Annotated in this window: 1 protein-coding gene; it reads left to right on the forward strand. The window is 71.0% G+C overall.

Features of this window, described 5'->3' with window-relative positions:
- Positions 1-195 precede the first annotated feature (195 nt).
- On the forward strand, positions 196-1,508 hold a 1,313-nt coding region (locus Q0741_RS01090), incomplete at its 3' end, for an IS66 family transposase (protein WP_298231356.1).

The raw sequence follows: 1,508 nt of genomic DNA on the forward strand, positions 1-1,508 counted from the left end.
GGTCTCGTCCTTCGGAAATCAGCTTTTCAGGCCACAAACTGTCGAACTCGGGAGCCCTGGACCAGCGCGCTGGGTTGCGCTCGCGGGCAGCGGTGTAGACGGCATCGCGAGCGTAGATATTCAGCCCGGTGCAACGTGAGCAACCAAGTCCGGCGAGACGCTGCTTGGTGAGCGGTGCGTAGGAGACTGGCTGGCATGCAGCACGACACGGCAGCCGCTGGAGATCAGGTGCCCGGCGGCGAGGTTGCCAAGCCCGAGACGGTGGCGCAGTGCCACGAGGTCATCGCGCTGCTGGTGCAGCAGGTGGCCGAGTTGCGTCCACAGAACGCGCTGCTGCTGGAGCGGCTGCAGCTGAGCTCGCGCAACTCTTCCAAGCCGCCGTCCTCGGACGGCCCCGCGGCGGGCAACCGCGCCCAGCGTCGCGCCAGCGCGCGCAAGCGCGGGGCGCAAAAGGGCCACCCGGGCAGCTACCGCGCGATGCTGCCCGAGCAGCAGGTGAGCGAGGTGGTGGAGTGCGCGCCGCGCGCGCTGTGCGAGTGCGGCGCGGCGGTCGTGGTGCAGGGCCAGCCGCGGCGCCATCAGCTCTTCGAGTTGCCCGCCATCCAGGCGCAGGTGACGGAGTACCGGCTGCAGGCCGGGCGCTGCGCGGGCTGTGGCCGGCTGCACCGCGCTGCCTTGCCCGCGGGCGTACCCGCCGGACAACTCGGCCCGCGCGCCCTGGCGCTCATCGGCATGCTGGGCATGCGCTACCACCTCTCGCAACACAAGGTGCGGGACTTGCTCGCGCAACTGCTGGGCATCGACTTCAGCATCGGCGCCATCTCCCAGGCGCATGGCAAGGTGGCCGCCGCGCTCAAGGCGCCGGTACAGCACGCCGCAGCGCTGGCTGGCGCGCCGGTGGTGAACGTGGACGAGACGAGCTGGCGCTATGCCGGCGCGGCTGCGGGCAGCACCCACATGGACTGGGTCTGGGCGCGTGTGACGCCCAAGGTGGCCGTCTTCAACGTCATCCCCTCGCGCGCCCGGTACGTGCTGCACAGCCTCATCGGCGAGCGGCCCAAGGCCCTGGTGGGGTCGGATCGCTACGCGGCCTACGACTACATCGACCCCGCGCAGCGCCAGGTGTGCTGGGCGCATTTGCTGCGCGATTTCCGCCGTATCGCCGAGCGTGCCGGGCAACCTGGGCGCATCGGCGCGCGGCTGCTGGGGCTGGGCTACTTGCTGTTTCGTTGGCGCGATGCGGGCCGGCGCACCGCCCAGGACTTCGAGCCGCTGCAGCGGCGGCTGCGCCAGGCACTGCAGCGCGGCGCTGAGCAGCAGCTGTGCCGCCGCACCGCGCGCACCTGTGCCAACGTGCTCAAGCTCTGGCCCGCGCTGTGGGGCTTCATCGAGCACCCGGGCGTCGAGCCCACCAACAACAGTGCGGAGCAGGCGCTGCGCGCCCTGGTGCTCAAGCGTAAGCGCTCAGCACGCGGCGTTCTTCACCGCGGCGGCGCCATCCGAACAAT

It is taken from the genome of uncultured Azohydromonas sp. (assembly GCF_937926365.1).
Taxonomy (GTDB): domain Bacteria; phylum Pseudomonadota; class Gammaproteobacteria; order Burkholderiales; family Burkholderiaceae_C; genus Azohydromonas.